General features: G+C 74.5%; 11 protein-coding genes and 1 pseudogene. 3 read left to right on the forward strand and 9 right to left on the reverse strand.

The window, feature by feature from the left end; translation table 11 throughout:
* The first annotated feature begins 31 nt into the window (after positions 1-31).
* From ACFCY1_RS39010 to ACFCY1_RS39020, 3 genes are all read left to right on the forward strand, one after another.
* Positions 32-1,540, forward strand: a complete 1,509-nt coding sequence (locus ACFCY1_RS39010) for an MFS transporter (RefSeq protein WP_375877591.1) — start codon at positions 32-34, stop codon at positions 1,538-1,540.
* Between the two features lie 206 nt (positions 1,541-1,746).
* Positions 1,747-3,603: a S9 family peptidase gene (locus ACFCY1_RS39015; protein ID WP_375877592.1), complete on the forward strand. Its 1,857-nt coding sequence runs from the start codon at positions 1,747-1,749 to the stop codon at positions 3,601-3,603.
* Positions 3,600-4,199 carry a hypothetical protein gene (locus tag ACFCY1_RS39020; RefSeq protein ID WP_375877593.1) on the forward strand — a complete coding sequence of 200 codons (600 nt, stop codon included), beginning with the start codon at positions 3,600-3,602 and terminating at the stop codon, positions 4,197-4,199. The genes ACFCY1_RS39015 and ACFCY1_RS39020 overlap by 4 nt, the downstream gene beginning before the upstream one ends.
* Before the next feature lie 70 nt (positions 4,200-4,269).
* Here ACFCY1_RS39020 and ACFCY1_RS39025 read toward each other — a convergent pair whose 3' ends face one another.
* The 9 genes and pseudogenes from ACFCY1_RS39025 to ACFCY1_RS39065 all read right to left on the reverse strand — a co-directional run.
* A complete protein-coding gene (locus ACFCY1_RS39025) occupies positions 4,270-5,049 on the reverse strand; it encodes an SURF1 family protein (RefSeq protein ID WP_049661142.1) in 780 nt (259 codons plus the stop codon).
* A 126-nt stretch (positions 5,050-5,175) separates the two neighbouring features.
* Complete coding sequence (locus ACFCY1_RS39030) at positions 5,176-6,474, reverse strand: hypothetical protein (RefSeq protein ID WP_375877594.1); 1,299 nt, start codon at positions 6,472-6,474, stop codon at positions 5,176-5,178.
* On the reverse strand, positions 6,467-7,012 hold the full coding sequence (locus tag ACFCY1_RS39035) for a SigE family RNA polymerase sigma factor (RefSeq protein ID WP_049658157.1): 546 nt from the start codon (positions 7,010-7,012) through the stop codon (positions 6,467-6,469). Before ACFCY1_RS39035 ends, ACFCY1_RS39030 begins: the two co-directional genes overlap by 8 nt.
* Positions 7,013-7,304: 292 nt before the next feature.
* Positions 7,305-8,372, reverse strand: a complete 1,068-nt coding sequence (locus ACFCY1_RS39040; protein WP_375877595.1) for an aspartate-semialdehyde dehydrogenase — start codon at positions 8,370-8,372, stop codon at positions 7,305-7,307.
* 60 nt (positions 8,373-8,432) lie between these two features.
* Positions 8,433-9,713, reverse strand: a complete 1,281-nt coding sequence (locus tag ACFCY1_RS39045) for an aspartate kinase (RefSeq protein WP_074001801.1) — start codon at positions 9,711-9,713, stop codon at positions 8,433-8,435.
* Between the two features lie 376 nt (positions 9,714-10,089).
* Entirely contained in the window at positions 10,090-10,803 is a 714-nt protein-coding gene (locus tag ACFCY1_RS39050) for a DUF5063 domain-containing protein (protein WP_241852803.1), read from the reverse strand.
* Complete coding sequence (gene recR, locus ACFCY1_RS39055) at positions 10,796-11,395, reverse strand: recombination mediator RecR (RefSeq protein WP_049658152.1); 600 nt, start codon at positions 11,393-11,395, stop codon at positions 10,796-10,798. Before recR ends, ACFCY1_RS39050 begins: the two co-directional genes overlap by 8 nt.
* A gap of 281 nt (positions 11,396-11,676) precedes the next feature.
* Positions 11,677-12,018, reverse strand: coding sequence for a YbaB/EbfC family nucleoid-associated protein (locus tag ACFCY1_RS39060; protein ID WP_074001802.1), 342 nt, complete (start codon positions 12,016-12,018; stop codon positions 11,677-11,679).
* Between the two features lie 159 nt (positions 12,019-12,177).
* Positions 12,178-12,970, reverse strand: a pseudogene (locus tag ACFCY1_RS39065) (DNA polymerase III subunit gamma and tau); the annotation flags it as partial.

Genomic DNA, 12,970 nt, shown 5'->3' on the forward strand with positions numbered 1-12,970 from the left:
GAGTCGCCAACCCCCTTGAGAAGAGCCCGAGATGAGCACCTCACTGAACACCCGGCGGCCCACCGAGGCCGAGACAGGGGCAACGGCGCCGACGGCCCCCAAGGGGCTGCTGCCGGTCGTCCTGACCGCCACCTTCATGACCGCCCTCGACATCTTCGTCGTCAACGTCGCCCTCCCCTCCCTCCAGGGCGACCTCGGCGCCGGCCCGGCCGCCGTCCAGTGGGTGATGGCCGGCTTCAGCCTGGCCCTCGCGGCCGGCCTGGTCACCTCCGGCCGCCTCGGCGACCGGTACGGCCGCCGCCGGGTGTTCGGACTCGGCCTGGCCCTCTTCACCCTCGCCTCCACCGCCTGCGGCCTCGCCCCGACGGCGGCCGCGCTGGTCGGCGCCCGGGTGGCGCAGGGCCTGTCGGCGGCGCTGATGGGTCCGCAGGTGCTGGCGATCCTGCGGACCGCGTTCAGCGGCGCCGCCCAGGCTCGGGCCTTCGCCCGGTACGGGCTGACCATGGGCGTCGGCGCGGTGTTCGGCCAGCTGATCGGGGGGCTGCTGATCCGCGCGGACCTCTTCGGCCTCGGCTGGCGCAGCTGCTTCCTGATCAACCTGCCGATCGGACTGGCCGCCCTCCCGCTGGTCCGCCGCAGCCTGCCGGAGTCCCGCGCCCCGCAGCGGCCCGGCCTGGACCCGGTGGGCGTGCTGCTGGTCACCACCGCGCTGACCGGCCTGGTGCTGCCGCTGATCCAGGGCCCGCAGCTGCACTGGCCGCTGTGGACCGGGCTCTGCCTGGGCGGCTCGGTCGCCCTGCTGGCCGTCTTCGCCGTGCACCAGCACCGCGCCACCGCCGCCGCCACCACCACCGCCACGGCCACCACCGCGACCACCCCGCTGGTCGACACCCGGCTCTTCCGCGACCGCGCCTTCAGCGCCGGCCTGCTCGCCCAACTCGCCTTCTGGCTCGGCCAGGGCTCCTTCTTCCTGGTGCTCGCCCTGCACCTCCAGTTCGGCCGCGGCCTGGACGCGCTGGGCGCCGGACTGGTCTTCACCGCGATCGGCCTGGGCTACCTGATCACCTCCAACACCACCCACCGCGTCACCGCCCGCCTCGGCGAGCGCCGCACCATCGCCCTCGGCGGGCTGCTGATGGCCCTCGGGCTCGGCCTGCTGGCCCTCACCGCGTACGGCGCCGCGGACGGCGGCGTCCGGTGGCTGGCGCCCGGGCTGTTCGTGGACGGCCTCGGCATGGGCCTGGTGATCGCCCCGGTGACCTCGGTGGTCCTGGCCGGCGTCGAGCCGCGGCTGGCCGGCTCCGCGGCCGGGGTGGTGTCCACCGTGCAGCAGGTCGGCGGGGCGCTCGGGATCGCGCTGATCGGCCTGGTCTACTACGGCGCCGGCGACCCGGCCGCCGCCTTCGGCCGCAGCGTCCTGGCCCTGGCGGTGCTGGAGCTGGTGCTCGTGGGCCTGGTCCGGTTCCTGCCGCGCGGAGCACACGGGGCCCCCGGAGCGGCCGAAGCGCACCGAGCGCACGAAGCGCCGCGCGAGGGCTGACCCCGGCATGGCCCCGGGCACCCGCCCCGGCCCCACGGAACCCGGGCCCCGGGCCGGGCGTTCGTGGACGCCCCGGCCGCCGCGCACGGCAACACCTGCACCGGCATCCTGCCGGCACCCCGCCGCCACCCCGGCGGCACGGGGCGGGTGGGCCGAAGCCCACCCGCCCGTTCCCTTCCCTCCCCCCGATCGGGTTGGATGGTCGGATGAGCGAGGAGAAGAGCGCCGTACCGGCGTGGGAGCAGCGGTTCAGGGCGGCCCGGGTGTCGCTGCCCGACTGGGCCGAGGACGCCCCCGACCGGTCGCTGTACGTGTCCAACGCGACCGGCACCTACGAGGTCTACGCCTGGGACCGCACCACCGGCGCCCACCGTCGGGTCACCGACCGTCCGAACGGCACCACCGACGCCGAGCTGTCCCCCGACGGCGACTGGGTCTGGTGGTTCGACGACCACGACGGCGACGAGTTCGGCGTCTGGCGCCGCCAGCCGTTCGCGGGCGGCCCCGACGAGGAGGCCGTGCCCGGCCTCGCCGCCTCCTACTCGGCCGGCCTGGCCCTGGGCCGCGACGGCACCGTGGTGGTCGGCCGCTCGACCGACGAGGACGGCACCACCCTGCACCTGCGCCGCCCCGGCGCCGCCGTGCCGGTCGAGGTCTACCGGCACGAGGAGTACGGCGGCATCGGCGACCTCAGCCACGACAGCACCCTGCTCGCCATCGACCACACCGAGCACGGCGACGCGATGCACTCCGCGATCCGGGTCGTGCGCATCACCGCCGACGGCGGCGTCGAGACCGTCGCCGAGCTGGACGAGGTCACCGGCCGGGACGAGCCGCGCGGCGTCGCCTGCCTGGGCTTCGCCCCGGTCGAGGGCGACACCCGCCTGCTGGTCGCCCACCAGCGCACCGGCCGCTGGGAGCCGATGATCTGGGACGTCGCCACCGGCGCCGAGACCGCCCTCCCGCTGCGCGACGAGCAGGGCCGCGAGCTGCCCGGCGACGTCTCCGCGCAGTGGCGCCCCGGCGCCGAGGCGCTGCTGGTGGAGCACGAGTACGAGGCGCGCAGCGAGCTGTTCTCGTACGCGCTCGCCGACGGCCGGCTGACCCGCCTGGAGACCCCGCGCGGCACCGTCAGCGGCGCCACCGCCCGTCCGGACGGCACCGTCGAGTACCTGTGGTCCTCCGCCGCCGAGCCCTCCGCCGTCCGCTCCACCGCCGGGACGGTCGTGCTGCGGGCGCCCGGCGCGGTGCCGCCCGGTTCGGTGCCGGTCGAGGACGTCTGGGTGGACGGGCCTGGCGGGCGGGTGCACGCCCTGGTGCAGCGGCCGGCGACGCCCGCGCAGGGCCCGTACCCGACCGTGTTCGAGATCCACGGCGGCCCGACGCACCACGACAGCGACTCCTTCGCCGCCGGTCCGGCCGCCTGGCTGGACCACGGCTTCGCGGTGGTCCGGGTCAACTACCGCGGCTCGACCGGCTACGGCCAGGCCTGGACGGACGCGCTGCACGAGCGGGTCGGCCTGATCGAGCTGGAGGACATCGCGGCGGTCCGCGCCTGGGCCGTCGACAGCGGCCTCGCCGACCCGGCCCGGCTGGTCCTCACCGGCGGCAGCTGGGGCGGCTACCTGACCCTGCTCGGCCTCGGCGTCCAGCCCGACGACTGGGCCCTCGGCCTCGCCGCCGTCCCGGTCGCGGACTACCACACCGCGTACGCCGACGAGATGGAGGCGCTCAAGTCGCTGGACCGCACGCTCTTCGGCGGCACCCCGGAGGAGGTCCCGGAGCGCTTCACCGCCTCCTCGCCGCTGACCTACGTCGAGCGGGTGCGGGTGCCGGTCTACATCAGCGCCGGGGTCAACGACCCGCGCTGCCCGATCCGGCAGATCGACAACTACGTCGAGCGGCTGGAGCGGCTCGGCAAGCCGCACGAGGTGTACCGCTTCGACGCCGGGCACGGCTCGCTGGTGGTGGAGGAGCGGATCAAGCAGCTGCGACTGGAGATCGACTTCGTGCGGCGGCACCTGGGCACGGCCGGGCGTGACGGAGACGGAGGGGCTGCGTGAGACGCCTGCTGATGCTCGCGGGGGTAGCGGTCGCCGGGGCCCTGGTGCTCACCGGCTGCTCGGGCTCACAGCGGAACACCGCGTCCTGCCCGCCCCCGACCGGCCCGCCGGTACCGAGCTCCTCGGCCGTCGCGCCCGCGCCGGCCGTGCCCGCGTCACCGACCGCCGCCGCGACGCCGCCCGCCGGCGCCACACCGCCCGTCACTCCGCACGCCGGCACCGCGACCAAGGCGGGCGCGGCGGGTCCGGGGGCGGCCGTCGCACGGGCGGTGTACACGCCGCCCGCGGACGGGGGCGACCCGGTCCAGCTCGCCAAGGGGGGCGGCAAGAGCGGCTCGTCCGGTTCGAAGGGGTCGGGGTCCAAGGGCTCCAAGACCGGTCGCAGCGTGCACCACCACATCGACCACTACGACTCCGACGACCACAACGGCAGCGGCGGCAACGGCAACGGCCACTGCCGCAGCGACCCGACGCCGCTGCCCACCGGCTCGTCGTCCCCGACCCAGCCGCTGCTCCCTCCGCAGACGCCGACGCCGACGACGCCCCCGCCGGCGGTCAAGCCGACACCGGCACCGGCCCTGCCGACCAAGCGCTGAGCCGGGGCGGCCGAACGCCGAGTCGGGGCGACCAAGCGCCGAACCGGCGTCTGCGTCAAGGCGCCGCCGGTCAGTCCAGGACCGGGTCCAGCCCGAGGGCCCGGTCCTGCTCCGCCTCCGCCTCCCGGCGCACCAGGCGGTACCACATGAAGACCACGAACCCGCCGAAGACGAACCACTCCAGGGTGTAGCCCAGGTTCTGGAACGCGCGCAGGGTGAGCCCGTCGCCGCCCTGCGGCTGCACGGTCGGTACGGAGGCCAGCCCGGCGGGCGCGTCGTCGGCGGCCACCCAGCCGTCGTACCAGCCGTCGTACTCCAGCACGTTCAGCAGCGAGGCCCGGTTGATCATGCCGAGCTGCCCGGCGGGCAGACCGCCCGCCACCGCGCCGTTGCTGCCCACCGACTCGTTGGCCTGGAGGCGCCCGGTCACCGTCACCTCTCCGCCCGGCGGCGGCCCGGCGACGGCCGGGTCCCCGGCCGACCAGCCGCGCACCACGGCGACGGCGTGTCCGTCGGCGGTGCGCAGCGGGGTGAGCACGTAGTAGCCCTGCTTGCCGTCCACCACGCGGTTGGGGACGAGCAGTTGGTGCTCGCCGTCGTAGCTGCCGGTCACCGTGACGGTCCTTCCGACGGTTTCCGTGCTCACCTGCGGGGTCGCCTGGTTGAGCAGCGCGTCGATCGGCCGGGCGTCACCCGAAGCGGTGACCGCCTGCTTGGCCTCCTGGTGCGTGGACACCCGGTCCTCGAAGCGGCCGAGCTGCCAGGAACCCAGCCACAGGCAGACCGCCACGGCCGCCACGGCCACGACGGTGCCGCCGAGCCAGCGCGGAGTCAGGAGGAACCGGTACACACCCCCACGGTATCCACTCCTCACACCCGCCCCGTCCCCCGGGCCCCGAACACGGCCGCCTCCGGGCGGTCGCCCCGGCCCCTCCTCTACATCGGCGGCCACGCTCAGGCCGTCGTCACCGAGCCGTCACCGAGCCGTCGGTGAGCCCGACGGCTGCGGCGCCGGGCCGCCCAGCCCCTGGACGCCGCCGCGGTAGACGGTGCCGCTGCACGCCACCGGCAGGGTCGCCGTGGCGGCCGCCGGGCTGCCGGGGGCGGGGGTGTGGGCGATGGTCACGGCGGGCGGCGCGGTGGTCGGGTTGCCGGTCGGCGTCGCGGTCGGGCTGGGGGCCGTGGTGGGGCCCGCCGACGGGGACGAGGAGGCCGGCGGGTTGGCGCTGACCTCACTGGTGGGGACGGAGGCCGGGGCGCCGGACTCGGCGGCGGGGACGTCCGAGCGCAGGGCCACCTGGTTGACGCTGTTCGACGGGGTGCTCAGGGTGCCCGAGCCGGTACAGGTCTGGTCGGGGACCCAGGCGAACGGCACCCGGTACCCGGCCCGCGGCGCGAGCACCGGCGGCTCCCCGTCCATCGCGGGCAGGCCGGCGGCCGGGTCGCCCGGGGCGTGGTCGGCGGTGCGGATGCGGCCGCGGTCGCCGCCGCTGACGGCGGTGACCGCCACCGAGCCCGGCCCGCCGAGCCGACAGCTGCGCCCGGACACGTTGTAGACGGTGAACGAGCCGTAGATCCGCCCGTCGCCGTCGGCCGTGCCGACCTGGGCGAGTCCCTCACCGAGGTCCGTCCGGGTGCAGAGCGGGACGATGCCGCCGTCACCGGCGCCGGAGGTCCCGCTGGGCGCGACGCCGCCGTCGGTGCTCGCCTGCCCGCCGCCGGGGCTGTGCGGGGCCGAGGCCGTACCGGGCGGCGGGGTGGTGTCGCCGGGGCCGCTCGGGTTCGCGTGCGAGGCCGCCCCGGTGCCGCCGGTCGTCCCGGCGGTGCCGCTGGGCGAGGTGGCGGCCGGGCTCTTGGCGTCGGCCGAGCCGGGGCCGCCGGAGAGCCCGAGGTGCTCCCCCTCGTGCAGGACGGGCAGGCCGATCGCGACGACGAAGGCGAGCGCGGCCGCCCCGGTCCAGGCACCGCGCCGGGCGGCCCGGCGGCGGGGCACCGCCCGCCGGATCCGCGGCAGCCCGCCGGCCGCGGGCTGGATGCCGGAGACGGCGCCGTGCAGCAGCTCGCGCACCGCCCGTTCCTCGGTGGACAGGGACAGCAGCTCCTCCGGGGCCTCGGCCCCGGGCCCGCTCGCTCTGGAAGCGCCGAGCCCGTTCGCCCCGGGCCCGGTCGCCCCGAGCCCGGTCGCCCCGGGCGTCCCGGGTCCGTTCACCTCAGGCCCGCCCGCCTCCGGAGTGCCGTCCGCCGGCCGCCGTCGGTCGCCGTCCGCCTCAGCCATGTCCGGCCGCCATCTGGACGCGCAGGGCGGCGAGCCCGCGCGAGCCGTAGGCCTTCACCGAGCCGAGCGAGATGCCCAGGGTCTCGGCGACCTGCGCCTCCGTCATGTCCACGAAGTAACGCAGCACCAGAACCTCCCGCTGACGGCGTTGCAGACCACGCAGCGCGGCCTTCAACTGGTCGCGCTCCAGGGCATCGTAAGCACCTTCTTCTGCACTGGCCATGTCAGGCATGGGCTTCGGCAGCAGTCGCAGCCCGAGGATGCGGCGGCGCAGCGTGGAGCGGGACAGGTTGACGACCGTCTGCCGCAGGTACGCCAGGGTCTTCTCGGGCTCGCGCACCCGGCGCCGGGCGGCGTGCACCCGGATGAACGCCTCCTGGACGACGTCCTCGCAGGTCGAGAGGTCGTCGAGGAGCAGCGCGGCGAGCCGCAGCAGCGAGCGGTAGTGCGCCTGGTAGGTCGCGGTGAGCAGGTCCTCGCTGGTACCCGCGTCGGTACCGGCACCGGAGTCCGCCGCACCGGGTGCGGCCGCCGTCATCTGGTCTTCTTCCGGCCTACTCGCAGGCCTCGGGGCGCGCGAGGGGAAGGACACCGCGGCTCTTGCCGGGATGCCCGCCCTTGCCCCCACCATCACGTTCGCCACGCACGTTGGACACTCGATCCCCTGTCATGGTTGCCCAGCCCGGGGCCCATTCTTCCGCATCGGCTGAAGAGGCCTCCAGGGGATTCCCACGGGATTCCGGACAGATTGTGTCGAGGAGCGAACACAGGTATGGACACAGGTGTGGACACAAGCGGGCACATCGGAACCCGTGAGGGCCCGTCACCGCCTAATCCGTCGGCGTTCCCGCCGTCAGCTCCGCCGCCACCAGCTCGGCCAGCTGCACCAGGTTGAGCGCCGCGCCCTTGCGCAGGTTGTCCCCGCAGAGGAAGAGGTCCAGCGCCTCCGGCTCGTCCAGCGCCCGCCGGACCCGCCCGACCCAGACCGGGTCCGTCCCGACCACGTCGTTCGGCGTCGGGAACTCGCCCGCCGCCGGGTCGTCGTAGAGGACCACGCCGGGCGCGTCCCGCAGGATCTCCTGCGCGTGCTCCTGGGTGACCTCGCGTTCGAACCGCGCGTGCACGGCCAGCGCGTGGGTGCGGACGACGGGGATGTGGACGCAGGTCGCCGAGACCTTCAGGGCGGGCAGGCCGAGGACCTTGCGGGACTCGTCGCGGATGCCCATCTCCTCGGCGGACCAGCCGCCGTCGCGCAGCCCGCCGGTCCAGGGCACGGCGTTGAGCGCGAGCGGGGCGGCGAACGGCCCCTGATCGGCGATCAGCGCGCGCAGGTCGCCGGTCTGCCGGCCGACCGCGGTGCCCGCCACCAGCCCGGTCTGCGCGCGCAGCGCCGCCTCGCCGTCGCGGCCCTCGCCGCCGGCGGCCTGGTAGGAGGCGACCACGAGCTGCGCCAGCCCGTACTCGGCGTGCAGCGCGCCGACCGCGGCGATCATCGCGAGCGTGGTGCCGGCCGGACTGGCGACGATGCCGCGCGGGCGGATCCGCAGCGCGGCCGCGTTGACCTCCGGGACGACCAGCGGCACGTCCTCGGCGGTGCGGAAGGCGGCCGAGTCGTCGACCACCACGACGCCCTTGGCCGCCGCGATCGGCGCCCACTGGGCGGAGACCTGGTCGGGGACGGCGAAGACCGCGACGTCGATCCCCGCGAAGGCCTCCTCGTTCAGCGGGACGACCCCGACGGTCTCCCCGCGCACCACCGCCGTACGGCCGGCCGAGCGCGGGGAGGCGACGAGTCGGACCTCGCCCCAGACGTCCTGGCGGAGGGAGAGCAGCCCGAGCAGCACCTCGCCGACCGCGCCGGTGGCGCCGACGACGGCGAGGTTGGGACGCCGGGTCATCGCCCGGCGTCCCGGCCCGGTGCCCGGGTCATCGCCCGGTGCTCCCGTTCCGTTCCCGGGTCATCGCCCGGTGCCGCCGTAGACGACGGCCTCGTCGCTCTCGCTGTCCAGGCCGAAGGCGCTGTGCACGGCACGGACGGCCTCCGGCACGTCGTCGGCGCGGGTGACCACCGAGATGCGGATCTCCGAGGTGGAGATCAGCTCGATGTTGACGCCCGCGGCGGACAGCGCCTCGAAGAAGGTCGCCGTGACGCCCGGGTTGGAGCGCATGCCGGCGCCGACCAGCGAGATCTTGCCGATCGCGTCGTCGTAGCGGAGCGACTCGTAGCCGATGCCCTGCTTGACCCGGCCCAGCGCGTCGATGGCCTTCTGGCCCTCGGTCTTGGGCAGGGTGAAGGAGATGTCGGTCAGGCCGGTCGACGCGGCGGAGACGTTCTGCACCACCATGTCGATGTTGACCTCGGCGTCGGCGATGGCGCGGAAGATGCGCGCCGCCTCGCCCGGCTTGTCGGGCACGCCGACGACGGTGACCTTGGCCTCGGAGGTGTCGTGGGCGACTCCGGAGATGATGGCCTGCTCCATCTCGCCCCCTTCGGGCTTGTTCGGGTTGTCGTTGCTGACGATCGTCCCGGGAAGACCCGAGAAGGACGAGCGTACGTGAATCGGGATGTTGTAGCGACGGGCGTACTCGACACACCGATCGAGCAGCACCTTGGAACCCGACGAGGCCAGCTCCAGCATGTCCTCGTAGGCGATCCAGTCGATCTTGCGGGCCTTCTTCACCACGCGCGGGTCGGCGGTGAACACGCCGTCCACGTCGGTGTAGATCTCGCAGACCTCGGCCTTCAGCGCGGCGGCGAGCGCCACGGCGGTGGTGTCCGAGCCGCCCCGGCCCAGCGTGGTGATGTCCTTGCTGGTCTGGGAGACGCCCTGGAAGCCGGCCACGATCGCGATGTTGCCCTGGTCCAGGGCGGTGCGGATGCGACCGGGCGTCACGTCGATGATGCGCGCCTTGTTGTGCACGGAGTCGGTGATGACACCGGCCTGGCTGCCCGTGAAGGACTGCGCCTCGTGCCCCAGGGATTTGATCGCCATGGCCAGCAGCGCCATGGAGATGCGCTCTCCAGCGGTCAGCAGCATGTCGAACTCACGGCCGGCAGGCAGCGGTGACACCTGCTCCGCGAGTTCGATGAGCTCGTCCGTCGTGTCGCCCATCGCGGACACCACGACGACGACCTCATGGCCGGCCTTCTTGGCGTCAACGATTCGGCGGGCCACGCGCTTGATGCCTTCGGCATCCGCAACGGATGAGCCGCCGTACTTCTGCACGACAAGGCCCACGTGCGCTCCTCGACTCGAAGTCTTTTCCGGGGGCTACGGGCCCCCGTACCCCCCGGGGGAGAGGGGGGTGCGGTCGTCGTCAGTCTACCGAGCAGGGGTGCTCCGACCGGCGCTTTCCATATCGTGAGACGGTAGTTTCAGCACGTGAGCGGCCGTACGGGCGGCTCCGCCGTCAGGTCTGCGGGCGATTCGGTACCGCTCCGAAGAATCGCCCGACCGGGGGACGGCGATCCGGCCGGATTTCTTTTCCGGCCGGGGCGCTGAGGCATTCGTCACAATCCGAGGGCGCATTCGATCAGCCCGCGATCCGTGCCGGTATCCGTGCCACGATCTGCCCGCGATCCGCCGGATTCCCACCGGATTTCCGTCCGGGAAACTACCGCCCGAGGCCGAGCTCGGCCGCCATCAGGTCGCCCGCCTGCTGCTCCAGCTGCTCGTCGGTGAGCCCGTCGTCGTCGGTGTCCGCGCCGTCCGGTGCCGCGCCGATCGGGCTGTCCAGCCGGACGTGGGCGATCAGCGACTGCAGGGCCCGCAGCACCGCCGTGCAGGTCGTGCCCCAGTTGGAGAGGTACGAGAACTGCCACCACCACAGCGCCTCGCTGACCCGGCCCTCGCGGTAGTGGGTCAGGCCGTGCTGGAGCTCGCTGACCACGCCGGCCAGGTCGTCCGAGATCCGGAAGGCGTTGGGCTTCTCCGGCGGACCGTACGGGTCGAAGACCTCGTGGTAGACGTCGATCGGCGCGAGCAGCTCGGCGAGGCGCTCGCGCAGCTGCTCACCGTCCGGCTCGGGGCCGGTGTCCGGCTCGAACCGGTCCTCCGGGACGACGTCCTCGATCGCGCCCAGCCGGCCGCCGGCCAGCAGCAGCTGCGAGACCTCCAGGAGCAGCAGCGAGACCGCACTGCCGGGCTCGTCGCCCTTGGCGACCTCGGTGACGGCGAGCACGAAGCTCTCCACCGAGTCGGCGATCTGCACGGCGAAGTCGTCCGGCTCCGAGCCGTGGCCGTGGACGTGCGGGGCGTGCGCCCCCGGTTCCCCGTGGGACTGCTGGTGGGGGGTGTGGGGCTGCTGGTTGATCGTCCGGTCAGACATCGAGCAGTCGTCTCCCTTCGAAGGCGCGGCCGAGGGTGACCTCGTCCGCGTACTCCAGATCCCCGCCGACGGGCAGGCCGCTCGCCAGACGGGTCACCTTCAGGCCCATCGGCTTGCAGAGCCGGGCCAGGTAGGTGGCGGTCGCCTCCCCCTCCAGGTTGGGGTCGGTGGCCAGGATCAGCTCGGTGACCGTACCGTCCGCGAGGCGCGACAGCAGCTCGCGGATCCGCAGGTCGTCCGGGCCGACGCCCTCGATGGGGCTGATCGCGCCGCCCAGCACGTGGTAGCGGCCGCGGAACTCACGGGTGCGCTCGATGGCGACGACGTCCTTCGGCTCCTCGACCACGCAGATGACGGCGAGGTCGCGGCGCGGGTCCAGGCAGACCCGGCACCGCTCGGCCTCCGCGACGTTGCCGCAGACGGCGCAGAAGCGGACCTTGTCCTTGACCTCCAGCAGCGCGTGCGCCAGCCGGCGCACGTCCGTCGGGTCGGACTGCAGCACGTGGAAGGCGATCCGCTGCGCGCTCTTGGGCCCGACGCCGGGCAGCCTGCCCAGTTCGTCGATCAGGTCCTGAACCACGCCCTCGTACAACGTCGCGCCTTCCCTCGGATGGTCGGTGTGCCGGACGGCCGGTGGAGCCGGGTGGCTGGTGGAGCTTGGTGGCCCGTGGAGCCGGAGCTGGTGAAGCCGGAAAGCTGGTGGAGCCGGACGGCCGGGGCCGGTGGTGCCGGACGGCCGGTGGTGCTCCGGTGCCATCATCCAACGAATCGGGCGTCGGACACAGCGCCCGACGCCCGACTCCCACATAAATCACATGGGTCTGTCGTCTGAACTTCAGACCTTCTGGCCTTGGAAGCCGCCGTTGGACGACGTCAGAACGGCAGGCCGGGGATGCCGCCGCCGCCCAGGCCCTGGGTCAGCGGGCCCATGCGCTCGGCCTGCAGCTTCTGCGCGGTCTGGTTGGCGTCCCGGACAGCCGCCAGGACCAGGTCGGCCAGGGTCTCGGTGTCGTCCGGGTCCACGGCGGCCGGGGAGATGCTCAGCGCCACCAGCTCACCGGCACCGGTCACCGTCGCCTCGACCAGGCCGCCGCCCGCCGAACCGCTCACCTTCGCCTCGGCCAGCTCCTGCTGGGCGTTCGCGAGATCCTGCTGCATCTTCTGCGCCTGCTTCAGCAGCTGCTGCATGTTGGGCTGGCCACCACCGGGGAACACGGCTGTCTCCTTGCTGTCACGGCTGTCGTACGGCGCTTCGTCCGTCACCGCCGAGCCTACGTGCTGCCCGCCGGTCCGGGCCCCGGATCGGGCCCGGATCAGGGTCCGCTCAGGGGCCCGTAGGCCCGGAGACCTGGGCCGGAGGACCCGGGGGCCGGTTCAGGAGCCCTGGTGGTGGATCTCCTCCAGCACCGTCGCCCCCAACTCGCGGATGATCAGCTCCTGGCCGGAGAACACGTCCTCCTTGAGGTCCGGGTCGTCCGCCTCCGGGACGTCGTCCTCCGGAGCCACCGAGCGCACCGGACGGGCCTGCGCCGCCACCGGCGGCGGGGCCTGCACCGGCGCGGGCTGCACGGGCGGGGCCTGGACGGGCGCCGGCGCGGCCTGGACCGGCGGAGCCTGCACGGGCGCCGGGGCGGGCGCGGGCATCGGCGGCGCGGCGGCCGCCGGACGCGCCGCCGGGGCTCCCCAGCCGCCACCGGCCTGGGCACCGCCCCCCGGTGCGCCGCCGCTCTGGCCACCACCGGACAGGCCACCACCGGACAGGCCACCGCCGGACGGGCCGCCGACGCCGCCGGACGGGTCGATGATGCACTCGATCCGCCAGTCCACGCCCAGCGCGTCGGCCAGCGCGGAGCGCAGCACGTCGTCGCTGTTGCTGCCGACGAAGCTGTCCCGGGCGCCGGCGTTGATGAAGGACACCTGGAGCACACTGCCGTCGAACCCGGCCACCTGGCCGTTCTGGCTGAGCAGGATCCAGGTGAAGCGGCGGCGGTTCTTCACCGCCTCCAGGATCTGCGGCCACAGCTGCCGCACCTGCGCGGCACCCTGCTGCGCGGACGCCGACGGCTGCCCACCGGGAGCCGCCACCGGGGCGGGGGCCGGGGCGGGCACCGGAGCGGCGGCCAGCGCCGGGGCCGGCGCCGGGGCGGCCTGCGGCGGCGCCACGGGG

It is taken from the genome of Kitasatospora sp. NPDC056273, from assembly GCF_042268845.1.
Lineage (GTDB): Bacteria > Actinomycetota > Actinomycetes > Streptomycetales > Streptomycetaceae > Kitasatospora.

Bases quoted from the DNA above. Each gene is read 5' to 3' on its own strand.
- ACFCY1_RS39010 (WP_375877591.1), top strand. From the start codon at position 32: ATGAGCACCTCACTGAACACCCGGCGGCCCACCGAGGCCGAGACAGGG.
- ACFCY1_RS39030 (WP_375877594.1), bottom strand. From the start codon at position 6,474: ATGGCTGAGGCGGACGGCGACCGACGGCGGCCGGCGGACGGCACTCCG.
- ACFCY1_RS39035 (WP_049658157.1), bottom strand. From the start codon at position 7,012: ATGACGGCGGCCGCACCCGGTGCGGCGGACTCCGGTGCCGGTACCGAC.
- ACFCY1_RS39050 (WP_241852803.1), bottom strand. From the start codon at position 10,803: ATGTCTGACCGGACGATCAACCAGCAGCCCCACACCCCCCACCAGCAG.
- ACFCY1_RS39015 (WP_375877592.1), top strand. From the start codon at position 1,747: ATGAGCGAGGAGAAGAGCGCCGTACCGGCGTGGGAGCAGCGGTTCAGG.
- ACFCY1_RS39040 (WP_375877595.1), bottom strand. From the start codon at position 8,372: ATGACCCGGCGTCCCAACCTCGCCGTCGTCGGCGCCACCGGCGCGGTC.